General features: G+C 34.8%; 25 protein-coding genes, 1 tRNA gene and 1 pseudogene. 21 read left to right on the plus strand and 6 right to left on the minus strand.

Annotated features, from left to right (window positions below; genetic code table 11):
• Position 1 precedes the first annotated feature (1 nt).
• Entirely contained in the window at positions 2 to 1441 is a 1440-nt protein-coding gene (locus ID741_RS08890) for a glutamate synthase subunit beta (RefSeq protein WP_218324899.1), read from the plus strand.
• Between the two features lie 47 nt (positions 1442 to 1488).
• On the opposite strand, the gene ID741_RS08895 is transcribed toward ID741_RS08890, so the two are convergent.
• On the minus strand, positions 1489 to 1860 hold the full coding sequence (locus tag ID741_RS08895) for a DUF4828 domain-containing protein (RefSeq protein WP_438719760.1): 372 nt from the start codon (positions 1858 to 1860) through the stop codon (positions 1489 to 1491).
• A 103-nt stretch (positions 1861 to 1963) separates the two neighbouring features.
• Here ID741_RS08895 and sfsA point away from each other — a divergent pair, with 103 nt between their 5' ends.
• The 4 genes from sfsA (at position 1964) to ID741_RS08915 (ending at position 4993) form a co-directional block, all read left to right on the plus strand.
• A complete protein-coding gene (gene sfsA, locus ID741_RS08900) occupies positions 1964 to 2692 on the plus strand; it encodes a DNA/RNA nuclease SfsA (RefSeq protein ID WP_438719761.1) in 729 nt (242 codons plus the stop codon).
• Between the two features lie 16 nt (positions 2693 to 2708).
• Entirely contained in the window at positions 2709 to 3707 is a 999-nt protein-coding gene (locus tag ID741_RS08905) for a Gfo/Idh/MocA family protein (protein WP_218324902.1), read from the plus strand.
• 8 nt (positions 3708 to 3715) lie between these two features.
• Positions 3716 to 4867 carry a DEAD/DEAH box helicase gene (locus tag ID741_RS08910; RefSeq protein ID WP_218324903.1) on the plus strand — a complete coding sequence of 384 codons (1152 nt, stop codon included), beginning with the start codon at positions 3716 to 3718 and terminating at the stop codon, positions 4865 to 4867.
• 52 nt (positions 4868 to 4919) lie between these two features.
• Positions 4920 to 4993: transfer RNA gene (locus ID741_RS08915), tRNA-Arg, on the plus strand.
• A gap of 45 nt (positions 4994 to 5038) precedes the next feature.
• Here the strand turns inward: ID741_RS08915 and ID741_RS08920 are convergent.
• Both ID741_RS08920 and ID741_RS08925 read right to left on the minus strand, forming a co-directional pair.
• A pseudogene (locus ID741_RS08920) lies at positions 5039 to 5419 on the minus strand (DUF3267 domain-containing protein).
• Positions 5420 to 5435: 16 nt separating this feature from the next.
• Positions 5436 to 5582 (minus strand): hypothetical protein, encoded by a 147-nt coding sequence (locus tag ID741_RS08925; RefSeq protein ID WP_438720477.1) that lies wholly within the window; start codon positions 5580 to 5582, stop codon positions 5436 to 5438.
• Positions 5583 to 5721: 139 nt separating this feature from the next.
• Between ID741_RS08925 and ID741_RS08930 the strand changes: the two genes are divergently transcribed.
• The gene (locus tag ID741_RS08930) at positions 5722 to 6093 is read left to right on the plus strand and encodes a YxeA family protein (RefSeq protein ID WP_218324905.1); all 372 of its coding nucleotides are present in this window, start codon (positions 5722 to 5724) and stop codon (positions 6091 to 6093) included.
• Between the two features lie 104 nt (positions 6094 to 6197).
• Here ID741_RS08930 and ID741_RS08935 read toward each other — a convergent pair whose 3' ends face one another.
• On the minus strand, positions 6198 to 7433 hold the full coding sequence (locus tag ID741_RS08935) for an aminopeptidase (protein ID WP_438719762.1): 1236 nt from the start codon (positions 7431 to 7433) through the stop codon (positions 6198 to 6200).
• Between the two features lie 24 nt (positions 7434 to 7457).
• On the minus strand, positions 7458 to 7901 hold the full coding sequence (locus ID741_RS08940; protein ID WP_438719763.1) for a flavodoxin: 444 nt from the start codon (positions 7899 to 7901) through the stop codon (positions 7458 to 7460).
• A gap of 158 nt (positions 7902 to 8059) precedes the next feature.
• Between ID741_RS08940 and map the strand changes: the two genes are divergently transcribed.
• The 12 genes from map (at position 8060) to ID741_RS09000 (ending at position 20135) form a co-directional block, all read left to right on the plus strand.
• Complete coding sequence (map, locus tag ID741_RS08945; RefSeq protein ID WP_218324908.1) at positions 8060 to 8824, plus strand: type I methionyl aminopeptidase; 765 nt, start codon at positions 8060 to 8062, stop codon at positions 8822 to 8824.
• 18 nt (positions 8825 to 8842) lie between these two features.
• Positions 8843 to 9751, plus strand: a complete 909-nt coding sequence (locus ID741_RS08950) for a YihY/virulence factor BrkB family protein (RefSeq protein WP_218324909.1) — start codon at positions 8843 to 8845, stop codon at positions 9749 to 9751.
• A gap of 68 nt (positions 9752 to 9819) precedes the next feature.
• Positions 9820 to 10938 carry a glycosyltransferase family 4 protein gene (locus ID741_RS08955; protein WP_438719764.1) on the plus strand — a complete coding sequence of 373 codons (1119 nt, stop codon included), beginning with the start codon at positions 9820 to 9822 and terminating at the stop codon, positions 10936 to 10938.
• A 14-nt stretch (positions 10939 to 10952) separates the two neighbouring features.
• The gene (locus tag ID741_RS08960) at positions 10953 to 11747 is read left to right on the plus strand and encodes a glycosyltransferase family 2 protein (RefSeq protein WP_218324911.1); all 795 of its coding nucleotides are present in this window, start codon (positions 10953 to 10955) and stop codon (positions 11745 to 11747) included.
• A 12-nt stretch (positions 11748 to 11759) separates the two neighbouring features.
• The gene (locus ID741_RS08965) at positions 11760 to 12500 is read left to right on the plus strand and encodes a glycosyltransferase (RefSeq protein ID WP_438719765.1); all 741 of its coding nucleotides are present in this window, start codon (positions 11760 to 11762) and stop codon (positions 12498 to 12500) included.
• A 73-nt stretch (positions 12501 to 12573) separates the two neighbouring features.
• Positions 12574 to 13443 (plus strand): glucose-1-phosphate thymidylyltransferase RfbA, encoded by an 870-nt coding sequence (gene rfbA / locus ID741_RS08970; protein ID WP_218324913.1) that lies wholly within the window; start codon positions 12574 to 12576, stop codon positions 13441 to 13443.
• An 11-nt stretch (positions 13444 to 13454) separates the two neighbouring features.
• On the plus strand, positions 13455 to 14027 hold the full coding sequence (gene rfbC / locus ID741_RS08975) for a dTDP-4-dehydrorhamnose 3,5-epimerase (protein ID WP_218325433.1): 573 nt from the start codon (positions 13455 to 13457) through the stop codon (positions 14025 to 14027).
• Positions 14028 to 14037: 10 nt separating this feature from the next.
• On the plus strand, positions 14038 to 15066 hold the full coding sequence (rfbB, locus tag ID741_RS08980) for a dTDP-glucose 4,6-dehydratase (RefSeq protein ID WP_438719766.1): 1029 nt from the start codon (positions 14038 to 14040) through the stop codon (positions 15064 to 15066).
• A 59-nt stretch (positions 15067 to 15125) separates the two neighbouring features.
• On the plus strand, positions 15126 to 15974 hold the full coding sequence (gene rfbD / locus ID741_RS08985; protein ID WP_438719767.1) for a dTDP-4-dehydrorhamnose reductase: 849 nt from the start codon (positions 15126 to 15128) through the stop codon (positions 15972 to 15974).
• A 15-nt stretch (positions 15975 to 15989) separates the two neighbouring features.
• Positions 15990 to 16874: a glycosyltransferase gene (locus tag ID741_RS08990; protein ID WP_218324916.1), complete on the plus strand. Its 885-nt coding sequence runs from the start codon at positions 15990 to 15992 to the stop codon at positions 16872 to 16874.
• A complete protein-coding gene (locus ID741_RS08995; RefSeq protein ID WP_438719768.1) occupies positions 16822 to 18906 on the plus strand; it encodes a DUF7657 domain-containing protein in 2085 nt (694 codons plus the stop codon). Before ID741_RS08990 ends, ID741_RS08995 begins: the two co-directional genes overlap by 53 nt.
• A gap of 14 nt (positions 18907 to 18920) precedes the next feature.
• Positions 18921 to 20135 (plus strand): EpaQ family protein, encoded by a 1215-nt coding sequence (locus tag ID741_RS09000; RefSeq protein ID WP_438719769.1) that lies wholly within the window; start codon positions 18921 to 18923, stop codon positions 20133 to 20135.
• Between the two features lie 40 nt (positions 20136 to 20175).
• Here the strand turns inward: ID741_RS09000 and ID741_RS09005 are convergent, their stop codons facing one another.
• Positions 20176 to 21534 (minus strand): DUF6056 family protein, encoded by a 1359-nt coding sequence (locus ID741_RS09005; protein ID WP_438719770.1) that lies wholly within the window; start codon positions 21532 to 21534, stop codon positions 20176 to 20178.
• Positions 21535 to 21732: 198 nt separating this feature from the next.
• On the opposite strand from ID741_RS09005, the gene ID741_RS09010 reads away from it, so the two are divergent.
• From ID741_RS09010 to ID741_RS09020, 3 genes are read left to right on the plus strand one after another with little or no spacing between them, the layout of a single operon-like run.
• Positions 21733 to 22542: an ABC transporter permease gene (locus tag ID741_RS09010; protein WP_218324920.1), complete on the plus strand. Its 810-nt coding sequence runs from the start codon at positions 21733 to 21735 to the stop codon at positions 22540 to 22542.
• 11 nt (positions 22543 to 22553) lie between these two features.
• A complete protein-coding gene (locus ID741_RS09015; RefSeq protein ID WP_218324921.1) occupies positions 22554 to 23759 on the plus strand; it encodes an ABC transporter ATP-binding protein in 1206 nt (401 codons plus the stop codon).
• Positions 23760 to 26963: a glycosyltransferase gene (locus ID741_RS09020; protein WP_438719771.1), complete on the plus strand. Its 3204-nt coding sequence runs from the start codon at positions 23760 to 23762 to the stop codon at positions 26961 to 26963.

The following is a 26963-nucleotide window of genomic DNA, read 5'->3' on the forward strand; positions in this document are numbered from 1 at the left end:
TATGGCAGATCCATTTGGCTTTTTAAAGTATCCAAGAAAAGATAATCCTTATCGCCCAGTAGATGAACGAATTACTGATTGGGAAGAATTACAAGTCCCTCTTAGCACTGAAGAGCGAAAAGAACAAGCAGCTCGTTGTATGAATTGCGGTATTCCATTTTGTCATACCGGTGTGTTTTATGGCGGTAAACGTGCAGTTTCAGGTTGCCCCAATGATAATTTAATTCCTGAGTGGAATGATTTGGTTTTCCGCGGTGAGTTTAAAAAAGCATTTGAACGTTTAGTAGCAACCAATCCTATTCCAGAAATGACTGGGCGTGTCTGTCCAGCTCCTTGTGAAAAATCTTGTACTGAAGGTTTAAATGGTTCAGGTGTGGCAATTCATGACAATGAACGATTTATTATTGATACCGCTTTTGAAAATGGTTGGGTAGAAGCGACTGGAAAACCAGAAAATCGTACTAATTTTAAAGTGGCTATCGTAGGCTCTGGGCCAGCAGGATTATCAGCGGCTTGGCGTTTAAACCAATTGGGTCATCAAGTGACTGTTTTTGAAAGAAATGATCGACCTGGCGGATTATTAATGTATGGGATTCCTAATATGAAATTGGATAAAGACGTTGTGAATAGACGGATCCAAGTAATGGAAGATTGCGGTATTAAATTTGAGGTAAATACTGAAGTGGGTGTCGACATTAGCCCAGAGGATTTACAAACAGCTTTTGATCGTGTCATTATAACTAGTGGTGCAACAGTTCCTCGAGACTTACCAGCAGACGGTCGTCAATTAAAAGGGATTGAATTTGCTGTAGATTACTTATCAGAAGTGACAAAAGATGTTTTAAAATATGGCAAAGATGCAACCAGTAAAAAATTGGCAGGTAAACACGTAATTGTTATTGGTGGTGGTGATACCGGAAATGACTGTATCGCCTCAGCCATTCGTCAAGGGGCAGCTTCTGTTAAACAATTGGAAATCACCCCCAAATTACCAGCTGAAAGAGTGGATAATAACCCTTGGCCAGAGTATCCAATGACCGATCGAACAGGTTACGGTCAAGAAGAAGCTTTAGCTACAGGAGAAGGTCAATTAACTTATTATGCGACTTCAACTACTGCTTTTATTGGCGCTGAACGCGGTCAAGTCATTGCGATTGAAACAACTGAAGTAGATAATCGATTCCAACCAATTGCTGGTACTGAACAAGTGATGAAAGCAGATTTAGTTTTATTAGCAATGGGCTTTACTGGACCAGAACAACGATTATTAGAAGGTTTTGATGTTCATGAAGTATACGAAGATTATACAACCGATAATGAACGAGTATATGTTGCCGGCGATGCTAAACGAGGTCCAAGCCTAGTTATCTGGGCCATTCGTGAAGGTCGTAAAGCAGCTGAACAAGTAGATCAAATGTTACGCACATTAGTTTATCAATAAAAAAAAGCCGAAACGAAAAGTAAAAATTCGTTTCGGCTTTTTTGCCTTTAGTTTTCTTTTAAGGGTATAATAGGTAAGGTAATGTCATCGGCCTCATCATAAATGGCAGCGGGTTGACCATCATTAGTTGAAATAACGAGGTGGTAGCCTAAAGGATCCTGCATCGCAAATTTTTCCGCAGTTAACTCAATCATTTGATATTTTAAGTCTCGCCCATCAATTTTGATAGAGAAGTCAGGATAAATTGTCAGCTCGTGTTGGGTCTGTTCTTTTGGATTGGAAAATTGCCAAGTGCCGGTATAAGTACCGGAAATATCGCTTAGATTAGGTGCACTTTGCGGTTCTTTTTTTAAAACTTTTTTTCCTAAAAAAATAGCAGCCAAAGAAGCCGAGAGAAATAATGGCCAACGGTTACGCATGTCAGGAACTCCTTTCAAAAATCTTTATCAATACTATACCGCAAAATAAAAAAAATGACTATCAGACTTAAGCAGGAGTTTGTTGTTAAAGGAATGAGAAAGCTTGCAATATTCAAATATCCAATTAGCATACTTTATTGATCGCCCCAATCGTTTCATTGCTCATTGTCGCTTAAGTGAAACTGGAGAAATCGTCGTTGCCCATGTAAAAAATACTGGACGTGGCAAGGAAGTTTTCTTAGTAGATGCGCTGGTAGCTTTAAACTATCAACCAGCGGCAACTCGGAAAACTGATTATGACTTAGTTGCGGTAAAGAAAGAGGAAATGTGGATTAATATTGATTCGCAAATTCCTAATGCATTAGCAGCTGAAGCGATTTTGAATAGGCAAATAAAATTACCCGGTTTAAAAGGAAATATTACTTTATTAAAACGAGAGTATCGTTACCAACAAAGTAAATTCGATATTTATTTTGAAACTGATCATGCTGAAAAAGGCTTTGTGGAAGTTAAAGGAATGACCTTGGAAAATCAAGGAATCGGTGCCTTTCCAGATGCACCAACGATACGAGGGCTAAAACATGTCAATGAATTGATACATGCAAAAGTCGCAGGTTACTTCAGTTATCTACTTTTTATTGTCCAATTTCCAAAAGTAACAGTTGCAACAATTCATCGTGAGATGCAGCCGGCATTAGCGGAAACGATGGCTCAAGCACAAGAAAATGGGGTAGCTGTTTTGGCGTATAATTGCCAAGTAAGTCCTGATACAATTGAGGTTGATCACGAAGTTCCATTTAATTTATATCAGAATTTTAATGATCCCAATTAATGAAAGGCGGATGAATATGATTAAACTAGGTATTATTGGTACGAATTGGATTACAGATCAATTTGTAGAGGCAGCTTTGGAATCAAAAAAATATCACTTAAAAGCAGTGTATTCAAGAGAATTAGAAACAGCAAAAAAATTTGGCGAAAAATATGCTGGAAAGATTGAATATGCTGATGATCTGACCACGTTCTTTAATTTAGCTATTGATACTGTTTATATTGCTTCACCGAATAGTTTACATTTTCCCCAAGCAAAGCAAGCAGTTTTGGCGGGGAAAAATGTCATTGTCGAAAAGCCCGCTTTTTCCAATCCAACCGAATTTGAAGAATTGGTTCATTTAGCTAATCAAAAGCGCGTCTTCTTTTTTGAAGCAGCAAGAAATATTCATGAAGAATCCTTCAAAGCTATTACCAACCGATTGCCTGATAATGACCACATAATCGGGGCTGATTTAAGTTTTATGAAATACTCTTCTCGCTATGATTTAGTCTTAGCTGGAGAAGAACCAAATATTTTCTCACCTCATTTTTCTGGTGGTGCAGTTATGGATTTGGGTGTTTATCCGATTTATGCAGCTATTGCATGGTTTGGTATGCCGAGAGAAAGTCATTATTTTAGTCAAAAGATTGCTACTGATGTGGATGGAATTGGTTTTGCAATTTTACGTTATGAGACGTTTGATGTATCGATTCGAACTGGAAAAATTAGTGATAGCTATCAAAAATCAGAAATTTATTTGGATGAGGGAACACTGGTCTTAAATGCAATTAATTCAATTAATCAAGCAGCCTTCCATCGTCACGATAAATCTGTTGAAGAAATTTCGCTCCAATCACTGGAAAATCCAATGATTGAAGAAGCGTTAGATTTTGCCAAAATTATGAATCATCCTAAAGATGTTGAATTGGGTGAATTGTATCAAGAATGGGTTGAACTAGCTCGAAATGTTAACCAAGTATTATACGATTTACGAAAAAGTGCCGGCATCGTCTTTGATGCTGATCAGAAATAGAGGGAATTATGGAATTAAAAGATTTTTTACAAACAAATTGGGAACAAGCTGGTTTTGATCAACCAGTAAAGATTCAAGCAGCTGTGTTTGAACCAATCACAAGTGGTGAAAATATTATTGGCATTGCACCAACTGGCAGCGGAAAAACCTTAGCTTATTTATTGCCGTTAATGAACCAATTAGAAAATGGCAAAATGGGGCGAATATTAATTCTGACTTCATCTCAAGAATTGGCGATGCAAGTTGTCAATGTTGCCCGAGAATGGTTAGTTGGTTCAGGTATGAAAGTCCAAAGCTTAATTGGTGGCGCCAATGTTAAACGTCAGCAAGAAGCGTTGAAGAAAAAACCTGAATTACTGGTTGGGACGCCCGGTCGTGTTTATGAATTAATTCAGAGCCGTAAACTCAAAGCCCAAAATTTTAAAACTATCGTCTTTGATGAAGTCGATCAATTATTAACGGGACAAAGCTTACAATTGATTAAAAATATTCTGAAAGCTAGTGACAACCAAGTGCAACGTCTTTATTTTTCAGCCACGGCACAAGCGGTTGTTGAAGAAATTCAACAGCTTGATGATGAAGTAAAGATTATTGACGTAACTAAAATAGATGATAGTCAAGGTGAAGTTGCTCATTACTTTATTACAACCAATCAACGAAAAAAAGTTGATGTCTTAAGACGTTTATTAAATATGCCTGAATTTTGGGGCTTGATTTTCTTTAATCAAGTCAGTGAGTTAGGCGTTGCTGAAGAAAAATTGTTGTTCCACAAATTACCAATTGCTAGTTTAGCTTCTGATCAATTTAAGACCGCCAGAAAAGATGCTTTGGCGGCTTTTAAAAAACATCAAATAAATGGCTTGTTAACTACCGATGTCGGTAGTCGTGGATTGGATATTTCCGGATTACCAATTGTTGTTAATGCCGATTTCCCAATCACTAAGGAAAGTTATTTACATCGTTCAGGTCGTGTGGGTCGAATGGGTCAAAGCGGCATGGTCATTTCTTTAATCGCTTCCCATGAAGAAAGTGATTTGCGAAAAATAAAAAAACAATTGGGATTGGACTTCACAGAGGTTTTCGTTCATGGTGGTGGTCTTGTTTTAGAAAGACCTGAAAAAATTGAAAAAACTAAAAAAAAGAAAAAAGGTCAAAAATAATTGTTAACCAACTTGCTTTAATTAGTTGAAATGGCTAAAATAAAAAGCAGTTGTTCTCGTAGCTCAGCAGGATAGAGCAATCGCCTCCTAAGCGATAGGTCGCCGGTTCAATTCCGGCCGAGGACGTAAAAAGAGTTGAATTGAGTGAGAAAACTCAATTCAACTCTTTTTTTATTTATAGAAACTAATTCCAATAGGTGTATCTTCAATTAAACTCCCTTTTGGTGCTTTTAAAATCAAAACAATATAATAAAAATCACCGATACAGCCGCTACCATGGATGGTGGCTAAAAACAGAAAGACAAATAAAGATAGCATATTTAAAGCAAAGGCAACTACCAATAAAAGAGAAACAATAATAAATGGAGAGATGGCAATAATAAAAAATTGTTTTCGTGATTAAAAAGAGCCAGGACTGGTAGCATAAGCCATCCCATTTTTAAAACCGAAATTGACTTTTCCTTGTGGCTGAAACATTTTAAAAAACAAACCGTGAATCGCTTCATGGAGGACTAAACAAAGAAAAAGCAACACTAGAGCAAACAAAAGCATCGGAAAAGAAATCTCGCTAGATAGACTTTGTCGTTGACTGATAAAGCTTGTAAGGATCAAAAAAAAGTGTACCTACAATAAAAGATAAAAGAATAGAGCCGATATTAAACAGAATAATGGCTTTTTTATTGTTTAATATATCAACTTCTCGATATAACTTCATCCAAAACCTCCATTTTTTTTTATTACTATAACATAAGTAATCTTTAAAGTGACAAAGCTGTAAGTAAAAATTGAGACTTAAGACGGAATAATTAATGATTCAACTCAGGTAAATTATTCTTATCGGAGGAGGAAAATAAATGAAATTTATTAAAGGTATATTGTCACTGGTCGTTATAATGTTTTTAGTTTGTGTAGGTGGTGTTTTTTTTACTAAAGGAAGTTCAAACGAAGCAGCGGCTATCTTTGACCAATTAAATCCATTAGTTCAAAAAGGAGAAGTTTATGTTAGAACTAAAGCTCCAGATACTGTGAATGAATATGGAACGGCCAGTTATCAACAATTAGCTGCTGACTCAAATGGAAAAACCAGACAGATTTCCTTTAACGGCTTGTCGACACTAAAAGAAAATCGTTATTTAAAATTAACCAACAAAGGCGCTCACGTGGAGACTTATCAAGAAGTCAATCAAGCAGAAGTCCCTGCCGCTGCTTTAGAGCAAATCAATTAAAAAGCTGATCAATGTAAAATTAATTACATTGATCAGCTTTTCTTATTGATAAAAACTAGTATCGACGGAGCTACTTTGAACAACATTTCCAATATTTTTAATAATTAAGCCCAGTCGCCGTTTCTAAAAATTGGGACAAATGAGCCGTCTTCGCGAATGCCGTCAATTGACATTTCTGCTGAGCCAACCATAAAGTCTACATGGGTTTGACTACTATTTAAACCAGCTTGATTTAATTCTTCTTCAGACATTTCAGTACCATCTTTGACACTAAATGGATAAGCAGCACCTAGTGCTAAATGGTTTGAAGCATTTTCATCAAATAAAGTATTGTAGAATGTAATACCAGATTGAGAAATTGGTGACGGATCTGGGACTAAGGCAACCTCACCTAGAGAATCGGCTCCTTCAATTTCTAGTAACGATTTAAGAACTTCTTCACCACTTTCAGCTGAAAAATCAACAACTTTACCAGCTTTGAAAGTAAATTTCATATTGTTTAAAGTGTTACCAGCATAGCTTAATGGTTTTGTACTAGTGATGTAACCATCAATTCGATTTTTATCTGGAGCGGTAAAGACTTCTTCCGTTGGCATATTCGCCATAAATTCTTTACCATCTGCCGCAAACGAACCGGCTCCTTCCCAGATATGATTTTTCGGTAAACCAATCACAATATCCGTTCCTGGTGCTGTGTAGTGAAGGGCAGAAAATTGCTCTTTGTTTAATTTTTCTGCTTGGTTTCGCATTGTTTGGTCGTGTTCTTGCCACGCTGCAACAGGATCGTCACTGTAAATCCGAGTTGTTTTGAAAATTTCATCCCATAATGCGTCCACTTGCGCTTCTTGACCCTCAATATTTGGAAAGACTTTTTTTGCCCATGCAGGACTTGCCGCAGCAACAACCGTCCAGCGTAATTTATTCGATTGTGTTGCTTGCATGACTGCTTGTAGGGCTTTCCCACGTGCCGCTTGATAAGTTGCGACTCTACTATTATCTACTCCAGCTAACGCATCGGGATCTTGAGAGATGATACTGATTCGTGTGACACGTTTTTCGGCAAAATCATCTGCTTCAGCCTTTTTATAATCTGGAATCGTCGCAATTTTTTCAGCACTAGCATGGGTTAAAAATTCTCTCTGGATGGTGTCATCGTTCCATTGAACTTGGACTTCATCGGCACCAAGTGCATAGGCATTTTTTGTGACTAGTCGGGCTAAGGGTGCCTGGTCAACACTAGCATAAACAATCACTGTATCTCCTTTCTGAACATTTACGCCGACTTTTGTAATTAAACGTGCGTATTTTTTTAGCAATTCATCAAAATAAGATAAAACCATTGTTAATTCCTCCAATTTTATAGATTAATTCGCCACTGCGGCAATTTTTTTGGCAAAAGCTTCTAGGTTTTGAATATCTTCTTCTTCGGCGTTTGTATCGACTTTAACAAAATCAGCACCCTTGATTGCACCAGTTTTTTCAAAAGCCTCTTCAAAACGGTTCACACTAGTAGCAAAATTTTCATAAAAAGTATCGCCAGAACCCACGACACCATATATTTTTCCAGTTAAATCTAATTCTTGCAATTCCTCATAAAAGTCTTTCATTTCTTCTGGCAAGTCGCCTTCGCTGTAAGTGTAAGTGGCGACGATACAGATGTCAGCGGATTCAAAGTCTTCGGCCTCGACAGCGCCGACCTCTTCCATTTCAACCTCAATCGCAAGGTCTTCAAGGGTTTCGGCAACAACATCAGCAATTTCTTCAGTATTCCCTGTTAAACTAGCAAAAACAATTTTTGCAACGGTCATATGATAACTTCCTCCTTAAGGAACGATCTATTAAAATTATAGCAAGCAGAAAGGGTGGTGTAAATAAAAGATAACTTTTGTTGTGGGAATTTCTTTCGGTTTGTCCCGCTTTATTGGTTATGTTAAAATGAGACAGTGAAAAAGGAGACGAGACAGTAATGATTACATTAAAATCAGCAAGAGAAATTGAAATGATGGACGAATCGGGCGAAATTTTAGCCGATGTTCATCGTCACTTAAGAAATTTTATTAAACCAGGTATTAGTAGCTGGGATATTGAAGTATTTGTAAAAAAATTTATTGAAGATCGAGGTGCAATTGCTGCTCAGATCGGATTTGAAGGTTATGAATATGCCACTTGTATTAGTATTAATGATGAAATTTGCCATGGATTTCCACGTAAAAAAACTTTAAAAACTGGTGATCTATTAAAAGTTGATATGTGTGTTGAATATAAAGGGGCTATGTCTGATTCATGCTGGTCTTACGTTGTGGGTGAAGCAAATCCTGTGATTCAAAAATTAATGGATGTTACTAAAAAATCTTTGTATTTAGGTATCGAACAAGCTCAAGTTGGTAATCGAATCGGTGATATCGGTCATGCTATTCAAACTTACGCAGAAGGCGAAGGTTTTTCTGTTGTTAGAGATTTTGTTGGTCACGGTATTGGTCCAACGATCCATGAAGAACCAGCGATTCCTCATTATGGCGAAGCTGGGAAAGGTTTGCGCTTAAAAGAAGGTATGGTTATTACAATCGAACCAATGATTAACGTTGGTGAATGGCAAATGAAAATGGATCCGAATGGTTGGACTGCCTATACAAGAGATGGTTCTTGGAGTTGTCAGTATGAGCATACTTTAGCGATTACTAAACAAGGACCAAGAATACTAACTTCTCAAGGAGAAGAAGGTACTTATTAATAATAACGAGGATATAACATGGCGTTAGATGAAAATGAAAAAAAGAATGAGTTGAAAAAATTTATTACTTCTTTCCAAAAGCATGTAGCAGATGCTGAAATAGGCGATCGATCAGTTGTGGTCGCCTATTATTTGTTGCTGTCTTTTTTTCCACTTTTAATTGTGGTAGGCAATTTATTACCTTATTTAAATATCACTCCTAGTACTGTGTTACCTTATTTAAAAGAAGTTATCCCATTGACAATTTATCAGTTTTTACGACCAGCAATCGAAGGTTTGTTGTCTAATAATTCTGGAGGTTTGTTATCTATTTCCGTTATAGCTGCATTATGGTCTTCATCAAAAGGAATTAATGCAATGCAGACAGCCTTGAATCGTGCCTATGGTGTAGAAGATCGTGGGAATTTTGTAATTAGTCGGATTGTTTCTGTCGGAATGGTTGGTATATTGATGATGGCGATTATTGCCGTAGCCTTGTTTTTCAGTGTCGGACAGGTGCTACTAGATTTATTACAACCGCTTTTACAATTTCCAAAAGAGTATATTGAAACCTTCTTGACGTTACGATGGCCAATTACATCATTAGGATTGCTTGTAATTATTAGTGTAATCTACAGTGTCATTCCCAATGCAAAAGTGAGAATTCGCTATACGATTCCAGGAACCATTTTTGCAACCGTTGGATGGCTTATTTTAGCTCAGGGGTTTGGATTATATGCTAGAACTTTTGCCCGCAGTGTTTCTGGGTATCAAATCATTGGATCCTTCATCGTGTTAATGCTCTGGTTAAATTTAGCTGCAGCAATTGTCATTTTGGGTGGCATCTTAAACGTCACATTTGAAGAACTACACACTGGAAAACAAGTTCAAAAGGGCAGTAATCGTTTTAAGAAGTTTTTAGATTATCTAAAAAATAAAAACAAATAATAAAAACTTCCTTGTATTGACTTATTATTGAGATATAATGATTTTTGAGAAAAAAGGTAGGTGGCAAAATGTTCATTTCATTGGGAATTATTATTCGTTATTTTTTAACTTTTTTAATTGCACTAATACTGACTCCGATTTTTAAAATTATTTCGGTACAGACAGGTATGGTGGATAAACCAAATGCTCGAAGGATTAATAAAGTCCCAATGCCTAGTGGTGGCGGCTTGCCGATTTTTATTACCTTTATGATTTCAACTTTAGTTTTATTTAAAAATTTTATACCAGCGTCCTATATTGTACCGATTTTACTAGGTGGCTTAATTATTGTCATCACTGGACTGTTGGATGACCGCTTTGAATTGTCACCACGGCAAAAAAGTCTGGGCATTTTATTGGCGGCGTTAGTGATTTATTTTGTAGCAGATATTCGTTTTAATTTTTTTACCATACCTATTTTAGGCCATATTAATTTGGGCTGGCTAAGCCTACCCGTCACTATTTTCTGGATATTTGGTATTACTAATGCAGTGAATTTAATTGATGGTTTAGACGGATTGGCATCAGGTGTTTCAATTATTGGTTTGACGACAATTGGTGTCATTGGTTATTTCTTTTTACATGAATCGACAACTTTTATTTCGTTAGCTATATTTTGTTTAGTAGCTAGCATCATAGGTTTTTTTCCTTATAATTTTCATCCTGCAAAGATTTATCTAGGTGATACGGGAGCGCTTTTTTTAGGTTTTATGATTGCTGTTTTATCACTAGAAGGTCTAAAAAATGTTACGTTCATTACTTTGGTTACACCATTAATGATTTTAGGTGTGCCAGTAACCGATACATTTTTTGCAATGGTTCGCAGAAAAGCCAAAAACATGCCAATTTCAGCTGCTGATAAACAGCATTTGCATCATCGCTTATTAGACTTAGGTTTTACACATCGGGGTGCAGTACTGACAATTTATGCAATTGCAGTTCTGTTTTCTTTTACTGCACTTTTGATTAATTATATGAGTGGTGTAGGTACTGTTGTTTTAATTGTTGTGATGGGGTTTGCGATTGCTTTCTTATTGGAACTAATTGGTCTAATCAGTCCTAAATACAGTTTTATTACAAAGACCTTTCATTTTTTTGGTAACAAAGATTATCGTGTAAAAGTCATCAATAAATATTTTAAAAAATAAGCAGAGGAATACAAATGAAGATGTATGACCAACCCTTGGCGACTGTGAGCATCGTCACCCATAACAGTGATAAAATATTTCTAAGTTTAGACTCCTTAATAGAAAAGATGGGCTCTACAAATTTACACATTAAAATTTTCGATAATGGATCTAATGAAGAATACAAAAAAAAATTAAGCAAGTATTTAACCTATCCTTTTATTTCAATTGATTTTTATCCGGAAAACAAAGGCTTTGGCTTTGGGCATAACCGCAATTTGATGACAGAAAATGGTACAGCAATTATTTTTAATCCAGACATTATTATTGAAGAAAATAATCTGTCAGCTTTAGTGGATCTGTTAAAAAGTGAAAAAGAATTAGCTATGGTAGCGCCAAAAATATTGAATCAAGATGGTACTACGCAATATTTAATACGCAATCGTCTCGATGTTTTTGATTTTATGCTACGTTTTATTCCTTTCAAATTTATCAAAAAAATCTTTCAGAGGCGTTTACATCGTTTTGAATGTCGCGATTTGCCTGATGATCATGATAGCTATGTGCGGATGATCTCAGGTAGTTTTATGGTGGTTGATTTAACCAAGTTTCAAGAGGTATCAGGTTTCGATGAGCGTTATTTCATGTATTTTGAAGACAATGATCTATGCCGAAAAATGGAGGCAATGAATTATAAAATATTATATACCCCTCGCTATACTGTCACGCATCTCTATGAAAGAGGAGCTGTCAAAAGTCGGAAATTATTTCGTATTTTTATGTCCTCTATGGGAAAATACTTTGGCAAGTGGGGCTGGAAATTTTTTTAAAGGAGATACCACATGAACAAAAAAGATTTTTCAATTTCTGTTTGTATGGCAACCTATAATGGCATTCACTTTATAGAAGCACAATTAAATAGTATTCTTCCTCAATTAGCCGAAACTGACGAGTTAATTATTTCTGATGATCATTCAACAGATGGTACTTGGGATTATTTAACAAAGCGACAACAAGAAGACACGAGAATTCAGCTTCATTTGAACCCACAAAAAGGATTGACTAAAAATTTTGAGAATGCTATCTCTCGCAGCCAAAATGAACTGATCTTTTTATCTGATCAAGATGATGTTTGGGCAACTGAAAAAGTTGCAGTTACAAAGGAGTACTTCGCAAAAGCACCAGACAAGACAGTCATTATTTCAGATTTAATGATTGTCGATAATGATTTTAACGAGGTAATCAGTAGTTATCAAAAAATGCGTCATACCAAAAATGGCTTTTGGGCAAATCTGATTCGAAGCAGCTATATTGGTGCGGGGATGGCTTTTCGTAAAAGCTTAACCCAATTGATTTTACCAATACCTGCGGATGTCCCAATGCATGACATGTGGATCGGTTTATTAGCAGATAGTCAAAAAGGGGTTCAATTTATTCCAGAAAAATTGGTTTATTATCGTCGCCATGATTTTAATGTTTCTGAAATTAAAACGACAGCGAATAAAAAGCAACAATTTATCTGGCGTTGGCAAGCACTAAAATTAGTTAGACAAAGAATAAGAGAATTTAAAAAAAATCATTAATATATCTGTTTCGATAAGGAAATCGTGTATAATTGCAGAGTATGTATTACAGAAAAAAGTTAGGAGCGTTTCGATGAAAGGAATTATTTTAGCAGGCGGAAGCGGTACACGCTTGTATCCATTAACTAAAGCAACTTCAAAACAACTAATGCCGGTTTATGATAAACCAATGATTTATTATCCAATGTCCACTTTAATGTTAGCAGGAATAAAAGATATTTTGATTATCTCAACGCCACAAGATACACCGAGATTTGAAGATTTATTCGGTGATGGCAATGAATTAGGAATCAATCTTTCATATGCTGTTCAAGAAAGCCCAGATGGTTTGGCACAAGCCTTCATTATTGGTGAAGAGTTCATCGGTGATGACAGTGTTTGTCTAGTTCTAGGAGACAATATTTATTATGGTGATGGCTTATCTAGAATGTTACAACGGTCAGCTGAGCTGACTGAAGGTGCTACTGTTTTTGGTTATCATGTGAACGATCCAGAACGTTTTGGAGTAGTTGAATTTGATGCTGATATGCAGGCAATCTCAATTGAAGAGAAACCTGAAGAACCCAAATCAAATTACGCAGTGACTGGTTTATATTTTTATGACAATGATGTCGTAGAAATTGCAAAAAATATTAAACCATCTCCTCGTGGTGAATTAGAAATTACTGATGTGAATAAGGAATATTTAAAACGCAACAAATTATCTGTCGAGGTGATGAGTCGTGGTTTTGCTTGGTTAGATACTGGAACCCATGAATCATTATTAGAGGCATCTACTTTTATTTCAACCATTGAAAAACGACAAAATTTAAAAGTGGCTTGTTTGGAAGAAATTTCTTACCGGATGGGTTATATCAGTCGTGAACAATTAATTAAATTAGCACAACCATTGAAAAAAAATCAATATGGACAATATATGTTACGTTTAGCAGAAGAGGGTTAATCATGGGAAAAATTAAAGTAACAAAAACTAATTTAACAGACGTTTTAATCGTTGAACCAGCTGTGTTTGGTGATCATCGTGGTTTCTTTACCGAAAGTTACTCAGCTGAAGATTTCAAAGCAGCAGGTATTGATTTTGATTTTATTCAAGATAATCACTCTTTATCAACAGAAGCGGGAGTGGTTCGCGGATTGCATTTTCAAAAAGGACAATCTGCTCAAACCAAATTAATTCGAGTTGTTACTGGTGCTGTTTTAGATGTGATTGTGGACATTCGTAAAGGGAGTCCAACTTACGGTAAATCAGAAGGGTATATTTTATCTGAACATAATCATCGTCAATTGTTAGTTCCTCGTGGCTTTGCCCATGGATTTGCTACCTTGACGCCGAATGTGAATTTCTTGTATAAATGTGATAATTATTATGATGCAGCAGCCGATGGGGGAATCGCTTTTAATGATCCTGAATTAGGAATTGACTGGCCGATTGATATTGATAAAGCAATCACTTCAGAAAAAGATCAAAAACACCCAACATTGAAAGAATTTGAATCAGAAAATCCTTTCATCTATGGTGAAATTTAAGGAGAATATTATGAAAAACATTATTGTTACTGGTGGTGCTGGTTTTATCGGCTCGAACTTTGTACATTATGTGGTAAAAAATCATCCAGATGTTCACGTGACTGTTTTGGATAAATTGACTTATGCAGGTAATGAAGCCAATTTGGCTGGCTTACCGAAAGATCGTGTTGAATTAGTTGTTGGTGATATTGCTGACTTTGAGTTGGTAGATCAATTGGTGGCTAAAACTGATGCAGTTGTCCATTACGCAGCGGAATCTCACAATGATAATTCATTAAAAGATCCATTTCCTTTTGTGCAAACCAATTTAATTGGGACGTATGTATTATTAGAAGCTTGCCGGAAATACAAGGTTCGCTACCATCACGTATCAACAGATGAAGTTTATGGAGATTTACCATTAAGAGAAGACTTACCAGGACATGGTGAAGGTGAGGGTGAAAAATTCACTGATAAAACGCCATATAATCCATCTAGTCCATATTCATCAACTAAAGCTGGCTCAGACTTATTAGTACGCGCATGGGTTCGCTCGTTTGGATTACAAGCAACGATTTCAAATTGTTCAAATAATTATGGTCCTTACCAACATATTGAGAAGTTTATTCCTCGTCAAATTACCAATGTTTTAATGGGAATTAAACCCAAACTTTATGGTGAAGGTAAAAATGTTCGTGATTGGATCCATACAAACGACCACTCTTCAGCTGTTTGGACAATCCTGACAAAAGGAGAAATTGGTGAGACTTATTTAATCGGTGCTGATGGCGAAGAGGATAATAAAACAGTGATGGAAATGATTTTGACTGCAATGGGTCAACCAAAAGATGCTTATGATCACGTTACAGATCGTGCGGGACATGATTTACGTTATGCGATTGATTCAACAAAATTAAGAGAAGAATTAGGCTGGCAACCAGAATTTACGAATTTTGAAAGTGGCCTAAGAGATACGATTCAATGGTACACAGACAATAAAGACTGGTGGATTGCAGAAAAAGAAGCTGTTGAAAACAGTTATGCAAAAAATGGTCAATAATAAATGAACGTTTTGCTGAGGGCGGGATTTCCTGCCTTTTTTTGAGAGGAGAATTGAAAATGATTTTAATTACTGGAGGCCATGGCCAATTAGGTACTGAATTAAGAAAATTATTGGATGAAAAAAATGTTGATTACATTTCTACGGATGCTCATGATTTAGATATTACAGACAAAGAGGGCACTTTAAAATATATTAGTGATTTAAAACCTGAATTAATTTATCATTGTGCTGCCTACACAGCAGTGGATAAAGCTGAAGAAGAAGGCAAAGAACTAGATGAAAAAATTAATGTCGAGGGTACCCGTAATGTAGCTGAAGCAGCAAAAGCTGTAGATGCAACATTGGTCTATATTTCAACGGACTACGTTTTTGATGGTAAGAAAAAAGATGGTATGTATAAAGAAGATGATGTCAAAAATCCACTAAGCGAATATGGTCGAACAAAATTATTAGGTGAACAAGCTGTTCAAGAAATTATGGATAAATATTACATTATTCGAACTTCTTGGGTGTTTGGTTTATATGGACACAATTTTATTTTCACCATGCAAAAATTAGCTGAAACCCATGACAAATTAACGGTTGTGAATGATCAATTCGGCCGTCCGACGTGGACTAGAACATTAGCTGAATTCATGCATTTTGTTATTGAAAAACATGCTGATTACGGTGTTTATCATTTATCTAACGAAAATAGCTGTTCATGGTATGAATTTGCGAAAGAAATTTTAAAAGATACTGACGTAGATGTACAACCAGTCACATCGGCAGAATATCCTCAAAAAGCGACTCGTCCACAATATTCTGTTATGGATTTAAGTAAAGCTGAAGCGTTAGGTTTTAAGATTCCGACTTGGCAAGAAGCTCTGTCACAGTTCATTGCTTTAGAAGGAAATAATAAGTAAAAAAGAGGTGAGAAGATGTTTAATATTGTAGTTGTTTTATATGGTGTTACTTATCAAGAATCAACTACGGTTAATAGTTTAAAACATCTTCTCTCAAAAAAATCCTATCCTGAGTTAGCGGAAATTATTTTATTTGATAATAGTCCAAAAACTTATTGTCCTAATGATTTACCGGCTCAATTTACATACATGCATAGCGAAGAGAATGTTGGGCTGGCAAAAGCTTATAATTATGCTCTGAATTTTTCCAAAGATAAAATTGATTGGCTGATAACTTTTGATCAAGATACCGTAGTGACTGCAGAATATTTAGCTTTAATGATTGAAAATCAAAAGCAAGTATCTGATACGATTGTCGCGATAGCTCCAATTATTCAGAATGGAGAGCAACAAATTTCACCGGTAAGCAGTAATACTTTAAGACCATTAAAGGAAAAAAAAATTGCACCAAATCAAATTTATCTTCAAAATATTATGGTAATAAATTCTGGTACGGCAGTTAAAGTGGAATTTTTAAAAGAGATTAATGGTTATAATGAAGAATTTCCTCTAGATTATTTAGATCACTGGTTATCATGGGAAATTTTTGCAGAAGGAAAAGAAATAGAAATTATTGATACCGATTTGCAACATGACTTATCTGTTCTTAATTATCAGCAAGTCTCGCTTGTTCGTTATCAGAGTATTCTTAACGCAGAAACTAAATATTTTTCTAAATATCAAACAAAGCTTGCTAAAACTTATTCCAAGCAGTTATTATTACGTGTAATGAAACATCTAATTAAAGGACGCTTTTCTTTTGCAAAGTTAACATTTCGTTATTTTTTAATTTTTTTGGAGGAAGTCAATGGAAGCAGAAGTACAGCATCGATCGAGACGAAAAAGTCGAAAAAAAAATAAAATCAGAACAAATAACTTTACCAATATTGGTAATATTTTAATTAAAGGACGATTTGTCATTGGTCTATTACTGCTCATTTTGATTGTTTCTTTAAATTTAAATGGTAGTTCCATCAATGAATGGAATAAAATTTTGTCTGAAGATTCCAATGAAAAAACAAGTGATATTATTTTTGGTAAAAGTCGCGGCGCGCGTTCAGATGAATGGATGGTTCAAACACCTTTCTACTTATCTCAGGCGGAAGCGGATTATCCGTTAAATAATGATAATTATGGACTTAGTGGCCAAAATATGGTGATTGCTTATAATTCACCGGTTAAAGATATTACAGCAATTGGTAAACCATTTAACTGGGGCTTCTTTTTTTTAGGAAGGGATAGAGGATTATCATTTTATTGGGGTTTTAAATTAATTGCGCTATTTTTGCTGAGTTTCGAATTATTAATGATTTTAACGAAAAGAAAAAAAGGTCTGTCTGCTTTAGGTAGTTTTATGATCACCTTTGCACCAGCTGTTCAATGGTGGTTTATGCAACATGTAGGCGATTTGGTTTTCTTTACTATAGCAATTATGGTGGCAGTCTATTACTTTTTTGCGCCATGGACCAAACGTTGGCTAAAATTATTAATGGTTCTATTGGGTAGTATTTGTGCTATCGGATTTGTCCTAGTAATTTTTCCAGCGCATCAAGTAATTTTCGCGTATATGTTGATTTTTTGGTTAGTTGCTGTCATTTTACAGTTTAAAAAGGAACTAAGAGATCCAATTTTTATAGCTATCAGTGTAGCTCTTTTTATAACTATCGTTGGTGGTGTACTGCTGTACTTTTATAGCACGTCAAAAGAAGCGTTGGAAGCAACACTTAACACAACATATCCAGGCCACCGTGTTTCTACTGGCGGCAATTTAGATTTCTTCCAATTATTTATGTTTCTAACCAATTGGAAACTCCCTTTCAAAACGATTAATTTCGGAAATCAAGTTGAAGCAGCGCGGTTCTATAATTTATTTTTTGTTGCAATCTTTTTACTACCGATATTTTATCGTAAAAAAAGATTTAGACGGGAAAACTATTTAGGAACCAGTTTAGTTGTTACAGCTCTCTTTATTCTTTTTTGGATATCTGTAGGCTTGCCAAAGGGTTTAGCGGAACTAACTTTGTTGTCATACGTACCGGTCAATCGCGCATTGTTAACTTTTTCTTTTGTATCAATGCTAATAACTTTTTGGTTTATTAGTGTGATTTTAGATAGTCGGCAGTTAAATATTTATCTTCGATCATTGACAGTTCTTTTATTAGTGTTGTTAAGCTTTGCTACAATTTATCCTTCTTATATCAATTGGTATTTAAGTATTCCGGAAATGATTATATCCGTTTTAGTTTTTGGACTCGTTACTTGGTTGATTTTAAGTAAAAATATGAAAGTGTTAGCTCCTATACTAATTGCTGTGACCGTAGCTTCTGGTTTTTTTGTAAACCCAATAGTAAAAGGCACCGATACTATCTATGAGAGTAAATTGGCTAAGGCAATTTTAAAAATTAAACAAGAAGATCCCAATGCTTTGTGGTTATCAGAAGGATCAATTTACAATTTTGTTCCAGCGTTGGGCGTCCACACCTTAAATAGTGTACGCTTTTATCCAGATATGGAAATGTGGGATATCGTGGATTCTAAAGGGAAAAATGAAAAAATTTATAACCGATATGCACATGTTAGTGCGTATCTTACTGCTGAAAAAACTTCTTATAAATTAACCAATCGAGATTCTTTGACAGTTAATATAAATTATAAAACTGTAAAAAAATTGAATGTAAAATATATTGTTAGCCGTCGCTTGTTGGAACAATATGAACCTTTTGGTTTTGCCAAGTTTGAAAAAATGTACGGAGGTTCTAGTAAAAAAAGTTGGAAAGTCTATCGTGTAGTTTTTAATGAAGAAGAGCCTGCAGCACCTGAAACACCACCAGTAAGCAACACTATTCCAGAAATTAACATGAGTGAGAATCAATATAACTACTATAGTTATTAAAGTAGGAGCGTTTTATGAGAAATAAATTTACAAAAGAGATGAATACAATTTCAATTGTTCTATTATTTGGAATGATAATCCTGTGTTATTCACTTTGGACTTTTGGTATCCGTAATCAGTTTATGTTTGGATTATATAGTTCGATGCAACAAATCATGTTTATTATGGCCAGTATTGGTATTTTTATCAATCTCGCAAAAATGAAAAGTGTTGATATTATATGGATTTTATTAGCTATTTTTTCAATTGTCTTTTTTGTATTTTTTAATAACTTTAGAGAATCTAATTTCTTCCGAGATACAGCTCTGGCACTGATTATTTTTACAGTTTTAAATGTAAAATATACGGAGTTTGATAAATCAGCGCGAATTTTTTTATTAGGAATTGTTGGTATCTTTTTATTGATTACAGTTTATCGAATATTTACTGAGATACCTGTAACAGAAGGGGTTTCAATCTGGTCTGGAAAAAACAAGCCCCAAGAAATTTGGATCAATACAAATACAATTGGTGCCTCAGTGATGACACAAGTTTTAATTATGGTCCCGTTATTGCATTCTCTGAAAATAAAATGGACGCAAACCATTGTATATTTACTATACGTAATTGGACTATCAAGTCTTTGGGTTGTTCAATCTCAGGCAGCTTTCTTTGCATTAACAGTTTTCGTTTTAGTTGATATCTGCCCAAAAGAGATAATCGTCAAGAAAAAAAATATTTTAAAAGATATTTATACAGGATTTTTAGTTTTGATTTTTCCTGTTTCTCTTTGTTTGGCATATTCAGAAAAAATTGATTTATTTACTGGTAGAGAGGAAATTTGGCAGTCTTTTTATCATAAACTTTTCGAATCTACTGAAAGTTTTTTGGTTGGACCCAAACCATTTGTCTTTATCCGACGTGGTGTAATTCTAGGTCATCATAATAGCTATAATGCCACTTTGGGACAATATGGCCTAATTGGTTTCATTTTGTTAATAAGCTTTATTGTATATAATGTTTGGACGGTTGTTTCCAAAAAAACTTTTTCTAGCTTACAAGCAGGCTTTCTAATCGCATTTTTTAGTGTATTGCTACAATCAACGATGGAAGACGGATTAATGGCTGCTTTTTGGATTCCAGTTACATTTATATTGTTAGGTTTTGCCTTAAAAACAGATAACAAAAAAGGTGATATATCTAGTCTACCTAGGAATAGAGCATCTCGTCGAAATCGCAGAAGAAAATAAAAAAGTTGTACTTTTACATTTTGTAAAAGTACAACTTTTTTTAAATGGTTAAAAATAAGTAACCATAACAAATCATGCCCACTAAAAAAATCATTCCGGTTAAAAAATCATTTGTTTTCTTCGGAAGTTTTAAGGATGCAAACAAGGATAAAGTAACTAAAATAAAAATCCCAAAGGTAAAAATATAGGTGCGAGTCGCCGAGGCCCAAATAGTTGGCGAAAAGCCCATCATCATTCTGGAAGCCAATCCAGCTAACATCAGGATGATGGAGAATCCTCCTTGAATAGTTAGTCTTTGTAAATAAAGTATCGAAATTAAAACAGCCATAAAAGTGATAGCTAAGATGATATCTGCTATCCAAGTTTCAGGATTAGCTAAATTAAAAGCAGTACCATATCCATTGAACAGCGCCAAAATTTTCTTTACAAAAGAAAAATTCCATAGATCATTAAAACTAAAAATAATTGAGACAATTAATGGAATAAATCCCAAAAGACTTATAACTAGCGGTTTTTTCTTTAACTTTAGATAATAACCGACTAAGATTGCTAAGAGTATTGTGAATAAAAAAATTGTTATTTGTTTATCAAAAAACAAATGTCTAACAGTTGAAGAGAAGCCTAACTCTAATTTTCTAAATAATGTGAGTTTTTCAAAGTCTGGAAACCAATTAGCTACTTCCTGCTCATAACGGATATCATTTCCATTTGCTGAGAGCACGTAGAACAAACTTAAAAAGTTAATCACAAAAAAAGGCAACAGTATTTTAATCCGACGTTTCTTTATTAGCAGGTAACCTAAAAAGACTAGGTAAAAACCTAATAATAATGCGCACATTTGCTCCTGATTACAAGCATATAAGGCCGCCAGCCAGCTAATCAAATAAGTTGGTTGATTGACTTTTTCATCGTGTAGATACTTGGCAATTGGGTATAGGGAAACTAGTCCTAAACTGTATACCCACAAATAGTTAGTAGTTGTAGCAATCCAACCAGTTTCATTGAAAAAAGTTAGCGGCATAGTAAAGAATAAACCACCAGAAATTAATATGTCTGATGTTTTAACTGCATTATTTTTTTTCAAAAGAAAGGGTGGTAGGCTGATTGCCAAAAACATGATTATACTATTACAAATTCGCCAAAATATATGGTACTTGACACTTAGAAGCGTGAAGATCTCGATGACAGTTCTGGAACTCCAGGTTTGATAGCGATTGACTAAAAAAGCCAAAATATCACCGTTGAATTTATTCATTAAGGGATCATAGAATAAGAAATCATCGTCACCAAAACCTGTTAACTGAATTTTAAGATTTAAGATAAAGCAAGCAATTAAAAAAGCTGTTAATGTAATAAACAGCCATTGTGGTTTGTTTAAATTTCTTAGTTTTCTTTGCACAGAATCACTCCTTATAGGCAAACAAATTATACCATAAAAAAACTTTTAGCTAACTATTTCTAAAAATTCATTTAAAATGCTTTATTTGTATTAATGGTTTACCTGAGGTTTGCTTGCTTTTGAAGAGGTGTTTCTGTAGAATGGGACTGTTAATCATTGCTAGAAAATAGATAAAAACAGTGAACGAGAGGAAATAAAATGTTTAAAGATGTATTTGATTTTTTCAAGGATATTTATCAAAATCGGGTGTTGCTAAAACAGTTTTCAATGAATGATTTCAAAGCCCGTTATGCAGGTTCGGTATTAGGGATTTTTTGGGCTTTTGCCAATCCATTGGTTATGGTATTGACCTACTGGTTTGTATTTAGTTTTGGATTCAGATCAGGTGACAAGGAAGGATTACCCTTCATTTTGTTTTTAATTTCAGGTTTGGTTCCTTGGTTGTATTTCTCAGAAAATCTTGGAGCAGCAACCAATGTATTTCGTGAATATAGTTATTTAGTAAAAAAGGTAGTGTTTAATATTCGCATCTTACCGACTGTTAAACTAGCTTCGAATATTTTTATCCATGTATTCTTTATTGCTATTACTTTTATTGTAGCAGCGGTTAATGGGATATTTCCGAGCTTACAAAGCATTCAACTGATTTATTACTTGTTTGCTATGATGATGTTCTTGACGGGGTTAACTTGGATTACGTCATCAATTCAACCATTCTTCCCAGATATCAATCAATTTATTGTTGTAATTATGCAAGCTTTAATGTGGGGAACTCCGGTTTTATGGAGTGTGAATGATTTTGCAGGACACCCAACTATTCAATTTATTTTAAGACTAAATCCGATGTTTTATGTCGTCCAAGGCTATCGAGATGCATTTTTTGGTCGGGCATGGTTCTGGGAAAGCCCACAATTAACTATTTATTTCTGGGTAGTGACAATCGTAATGTTATTACTCGGCGCAGTAATCTTTAAACGTTTGAGACCACATTTTTCTGATGTGTTATAAGGAGAAAATTCATGACTGAAGCAGTAATTGAAATTAATCACTTAACGAAAAAATATGATATGTATAAAAAACCGGTGGATCGTCTGAAAGAGGCTTTAAGTATTCGCCATAAGTCTTATCATGAGGTTTTTTATGCTTTAAATGATGTCAATGTTAAAGTCGATCAAGGAGAAATGATTGGTTTTATTGGCGAAAATGGCTCTGGCAAATCAACTATTTTAAAAATTATTACAGGCGTATTGACACCGACAGATGGTGAAATCAATATTAGAGGAAATATCGCCGCTCTTTTAGAATTAGGTTCTGGTTTTAATCAAGAATACACAGGTTATGAAAATATCTTCTTAAATGGGATGGTATTAGGTTATTCCAGAGAAGAAATGGCTGATAAAGTTGATGATATTATTAACTTCGCGGACATTGGTGATCATTTATATCAACCAGTAAAAACTTATTCTTCAGGGATGATGGTCCGCCTTGCGTTTGCAGTAGCTATCAATGTTGACCCAGATATTTTAATTGTTGATGAAGCATTGGCGGTAGGGGATTTAGAATTCCAATTGAAATGTATGGAAAAATTTACTGAATTTCGAAATGCTGGTAAAACAATTCTTTTTGTTTCCCACGATGTGAATGCCGTTCGTCGTTTTTGTGACCGGGTTTATTGGTTAAAAAATGGTGTGGTAGAAGCAGAAGGTGAAACGATGGAAATCACCGAAGAATATGAAAACTTCCTAAAGAAAAAATCTTTGAAAACTGTTGATCGTGACAGCTCCGTGATGGAAGAATTTTCTGCTTACGATATTGTTGAAGTTACCAAAGCTGAACTTTTGGATGGTGAGTTGAATCCGTTAGAAATTATCGAGCAAGATAGTCGTGTTGTAGTAAAGGTTAATTACACAGTTAAAGATGATTCAATCAAGAAACCAGTTCTTGGTGTTGCTATTCGAACGGTTGATAATCAGTATGTTTGTGGGCTGAATACATTATTAGATGAAGAATCGATTCCTTGGGAAAAAGGCGAAAATGTCTTTTATTTAGATTATCAAAAAATGGCCTTACTAGGTGGCGAATATTATTTTGATGTGGCTATCTTTGAAGAAAATGCAACTGTTCCATTGGTTTACAAAACACGCTATTTAACAATGTTCATTACTGGTAAATATGTAGGCGAAGGAATCGTCGTATTAGATCACAAATGGAAGGATAAAATTTAAATGATGAAATATGACTTTGATTTATCGTTGGATCAACATACAAGCGTTGGCAAAATCATTGCTGAAATCAAAAAAGGTAGCAAAGTCTTAGAATTTGGTCCTGGAAATGGTCGAATGACGAATTATTTAGTCAATGAACTAAAATGTGATGTTTCTATTGTAGAATTTGATCCAGTATTATTTGAACATGTAATGAATACGGCGCAAAATGGCTATTTAGGAAATATTGAAGAATATAAATGGGTGGATTATTTCGCTGGTCAAAAGTTTGATTTTATAATTTTTGCTGACGTTTTAGAACATCTAACCAATTCGGAAGAAGCATTGAGAAGATGCCGCGATTTTCTTAGTCGTGAAGGTGAAATATTAGTTACTTTTCCCAATATTACCCACAATTCTGTGTTGATTAATCTTTTTAACGAAAAATTAGATTGGAATCAGTACGGTCTATTAGATCGTACCCATAACAGCTTTTATACCCAAAGTGGTTTTGAGGATTTGTTTTCGCGGATTGATTTACACATTCGCAAAGAAGATTTTACTTATGCCCAAGTAGGCCAAAATGAGATTGAGTCAAACTATGAGGATTTACCTGCAATTATTCGCTATTCATTTAAACAACGTCCGTTTAGTGAAGTTTATCAGTATTTCTACGCTTTAAGGAAAGAACCTGTAGCAGAGCCTGAGAGAACGATTCCGGTAAATTCTAATAATAATACACAAATTCAGTTGGCTTATCGAATTGATGGTAAATATGAGATTGAACCTTACTTAGTAAACCATAAGACCAAAGAAAACTTAGTAACTGAACATCATGCACCAGTTGAAACAGAGCGCTTGCGAATTGTTGTGGGACATTTTCCATCAACTGTTCGAATCTCAGTTGTTTCAAATAATCAGTTGTTGCCAATTAGAAACACCAATGCTGACTGGTATCAAGAAGATTTATTTGTTTTTGATCAGATTGAAGAGGAGCCATTTATTACGGTTTCCGGTCGTCACGTAGCAGATAAAGATTTTACTGTGACAATTGAAGTCTTGAATGAAGAAGAATTTTTACCTATCAATCAACTGATATTCAAAGATCTTGCTGACAATAAAAAAATCGAACGATTATTACGTGCTAAGATGGATTTTTATGACAAGTATCATTATGAATTAAGCAAAATCCCTTTTAAAAACCCAGATGAGTATGGTGATAATGAAGATCCAAACATAAATGACCAAATCAAAATAACGGTGGAGTCCCTTGAAAATAATGAAGTAGATAACGAACTGATTGTTAAAGGTTGGGCCTATAAAATTGCTACGGAAGAACCAGTTGATTTTTTATTGGCAGAAGGTAGCAATGATTTGCACGTAAATCATCTTTATCGTCCGGATGTAAATGAAGTGTTTGATTTGATGGACGATGTAAAATATGGTTTTATTTTAACCATTAAAGATTATCAGATTACTGATAGTTTTAGATTTTTAGCGATCACTAGAGAGAGTCAAGTTTTCCCTATTACTGTCTCGTTACCTGAGAAAAAAGTTGTTTCGACGGCCAGTAGAATTCGCCGTGTCTTAGGAGTGATTAGACGAGAAGGATTTAGCCAAGCTTATAAAAAATTCCAATTGCGTAAACAACAAAGCGCAGATTACGAAGATTGGATGGAAAAAATTGAAATACCTAAGAGAGTAGCTTTGATAGAAGAAGCCAAAAGCTTAGAATTTCAGCCTAAAATATCATTGGTGGTTCCAGTTTATAATGTAGATGAAAAATGGTTACGGGCATGTGTGGGTTCTTTAACAATGCAAATTTATCAAAACTGGGAACTATGTTTAGCCGATGATAATTCACCAAAACCTCATATTAAACCATTATTACAAGAATTGGCAGCAGAAGATGACCGTATTAAGGTAGTTTTCCGATCTGAAAATGGACACATTTCTGAGGCAACTAATTCTGCTTTAGAAGTTGCAACCGGAGAATATATCGGATTTTTAGACAATGATGATATTTTAGCTGATACAGCTTTGTTAGAAGTGGTTAAAGCATTAAATGAAAATCCTGAAATCGAGTTTATTTATACAGATGAAGATAAGTTATCAATGTCAGCTAAACGATTTGATCCATTTTTCAAACCTAACTGGAACGAAACCTTGTTATTAGGGCATAATTATATCACTCATTTTGTGGTGGTGAAAAAAAATGTTATCGATCAAATCGGTGGTTTGAGAACGGAATTTAATGGCAGTCAGGATTACGATTTTGTTTTACGTGCGACTGAAACTGCTAAAGAAATTAAACATATTTCTAGTATGGCTTATCATTGGCGGACGATTGAAACATCAGTTGCGATGGATCCTCAAAGTAAAGAGTATGCTTATGTTGCTGGTCAAAACGCAGTTGCTGCAGCTTTAGAACGTCGTAAAATCAAAGGGAAAGTTAGCATGACTAAAAATTATGGTGCTTATAAAGTTGATTTTACTTATGCTAAAGAACCAAAAGTTTCAATTATTTTTGCTAAGGATTTAACTGATGCAACCGTTATTGAAAAAATGATTGAACTAACAAATTGGGAAAACTTTGAAGTGATTGTACCAACTAAGATAGCTGAAAAAATTGATATAGCTAAGGTTATAGGTGCTGAAAATACTACTAAAGCTGTTGAGCAAGCAACTGGAGAATATTTAGTTTTTCTATCTGCAGATTTATCACCCACACGAGCGAATTGGTTACACGAGGGAATGAACTTTGCTCAATTACCTGATACAGGAATTGTAACCGGAAAAATTATCAGTGACTATGACGCAATCTTAAATATCGGCGTGGTGATTGATCAAAGAAATGAGACTCTCGTTTATGAACAACAGGGCCTATCTAATAAAACGATTGGCAATTATTTTAGACCTACATTGCCACGGGAAATTTATTCTGCGACAGAAGACTGTATTATTATCAGAAAAAGTGATTATTTAGCGGTAAATGGTTTTGATCTTAATTTACCTAAAGAAATAATGGGCGTGGATTTTAGTATTCGAGTTTACCGCGAATTAAATAAAAATATTATTTTCGATCCGTATTTTGAAATGATCGCGGAACAAGATCAACGATTTAATGTTAGAAGAGAAGAATTTCAAAAACTCTCAGAGAAACATTCAGTGGAAAACTTAAAAGATCCTTACATTAATTTTTATCAATTTAACATTGGAGGATAG

The organism is Enterococcus sp. AZ103 (genome assembly GCF_051714685.1).
Lineage (GTDB): Bacteria > Bacillota > Bacilli > Lactobacillales > Enterococcaceae > Enterococcus_A > Enterococcus_A alishanensis.

Coding starts and splice junctions, on each gene's coding strand:
- ID741_RS08890 (WP_218324899.1), top strand. CDS start 2: ATGGCAGATCCATTTGGCTTTTTAAAGTATCCAAGAAAAGATAATCCT.
- ID741_RS08895 (WP_438719760.1), bottom strand. CDS start 1,860: ATGCGTAACCGTTGGCCATTATTTCTCTCGGCTTCTTTGGCTGCTATT.
- ID741_RS08905 (WP_218324902.1), top strand. CDS start 2,709: ATGATTAAACTAGGTATTATTGGTACGAATTGGATTACAGATCAATTT.
- ID741_RS08910 (WP_218324903.1), top strand. CDS start 3,716: ATGGAATTAAAAGATTTTTTACAAACAAATTGGGAACAAGCTGGTTTT.
- ID741_RS08925 (WP_438720477.1), bottom strand. CDS start 5,582: ATGAAGTTATATCGAGAAGTTGATATATTAAACAATAAAAAAGCCATT.
- ID741_RS08930 (WP_218324905.1), top strand. CDS start 5,722: ATGAAATTTATTAAAGGTATATTGTCACTGGTCGTTATAATGTTTTTA.
- ID741_RS08935 (WP_438719762.1), bottom strand. CDS start 7,433: ATGGTTTTATCTTATTTTGATGAATTGCTAAAAAAATACGCACGTTTA.
- ID741_RS08940 (WP_438719763.1), bottom strand. CDS start 7,901: ATGACCGTTGCAAAAATTGTTTTTGCTAGTTTAACAGGGAATACTGAA.
- map (WP_218324908.1), top strand. CDS start 8,060: ATGATTACATTAAAATCAGCAAGAGAAATTGAAATGATGGACGAATCG.
- ID741_RS08950 (WP_218324909.1), top strand. CDS start 8,843: ATGGCGTTAGATGAAAATGAAAAAAAGAATGAGTTGAAAAAATTTATT.
- ID741_RS08955 (WP_438719764.1), top strand. CDS start 9,820: ATGTTCATTTCATTGGGAATTATTATTCGTTATTTTTTAACTTTTTTA.
- ID741_RS08960 (WP_218324911.1), top strand. CDS start 10,953: ATGAAGATGTATGACCAACCCTTGGCGACTGTGAGCATCGTCACCCAT.
- ID741_RS08965 (WP_438719765.1), top strand. CDS start 11,760: ATGAACAAAAAAGATTTTTCAATTTCTGTTTGTATGGCAACCTATAAT.
- rfbA (WP_218324913.1), top strand. CDS start 12,574: ATGAAAGGAATTATTTTAGCAGGCGGAAGCGGTACACGCTTGTATCCA.
- rfbB (WP_438719766.1), top strand. CDS start 14,038: ATGAAAAACATTATTGTTACTGGTGGTGCTGGTTTTATCGGCTCGAAC.
- rfbD (WP_438719767.1), top strand. CDS start 15,126: ATGATTTTAATTACTGGAGGCCATGGCCAATTAGGTACTGAATTAAGA.
- ID741_RS08990 (WP_218324916.1), top strand. CDS start 15,990: ATGTTTAATATTGTAGTTGTTTTATATGGTGTTACTTATCAAGAATCA.
- ID741_RS08995 (WP_438719768.1), top strand. CDS start 16,822: ATGGAAGCAGAAGTACAGCATCGATCGAGACGAAAAAGTCGAAAAAAA.
- ID741_RS09000 (WP_438719769.1), top strand. CDS start 18,921: ATGAGAAATAAATTTACAAAAGAGATGAATACAATTTCAATTGTTCTA.
- ID741_RS09010 (WP_218324920.1), top strand. CDS start 21,733: ATGTTTAAAGATGTATTTGATTTTTTCAAGGATATTTATCAAAATCGG.
- ID741_RS09015 (WP_218324921.1), top strand. CDS start 22,554: ATGACTGAAGCAGTAATTGAAATTAATCACTTAACGAAAAAATATGAT.
- ID741_RS09020 (WP_438719771.1), top strand. CDS start 23,760: ATGATGAAATATGACTTTGATTTATCGTTGGATCAACATACAAGCGTT.